General features: G+C 62.6%; 1 pseudogene. It reads left to right on the top strand.

Going from position 1 to position 519, the window contains the following annotated elements:
• Positions 1-344 (top strand): annotated as a pseudogene (locus AC1D2G_RS34420) (hypothetical protein); the annotation flags it as partial.
• Positions 345-519: the final 175 nt, after the last annotated feature.

Genomic DNA, 519 nt, shown 5'->3' with positions numbered 1-519 from the left:
CTTTCACCGGCGGCACGAACACGGTCAACGCAACGATCGGCACAGGCGCGACGCTGAACACAGGGGATCGCCTCACCGGGGGCAGCGGGGCCGACACGTTGGTGATCTCGGGCAGCGGAACATTTAACCTAAACAGCCTGGCCGCTTTCACCGGCTTCGAAAATGTGAACCTCACCGGCACGGGCGAGAGCCTGACCCTGAAGAATGGGCAGAACCTGACGGTCAACGCGGGCAGCGGCAACACGGTCACCCTGGGGACCGGCAATGACACGGTCGCTTTCACAGGCGGCACGAACACGGTCAACGCAACGATCGGCTGCGGTCACCCTGGGGACCGGCAATGACACGATCGCTTTGGCAGCGGCGCCGACACGCTCGTGATCTCGGGCAGCGGAACATTTAACCTTGAACACAGGGGATCGCCTCACCGGGGGCAGCGGGGCCGACACGTTGGTGATCTCGGGCAGCGGAACATTTAACCTAAACAGCCTGGCCGCTTTCACCGGCTTCGAAAATGTG

Source organism: Mesorhizobium sp. P2_C7 (genome assembly GCF_056404515.1).
This window is presented reverse-complemented; position numbering and strand designations above follow the sequence as displayed.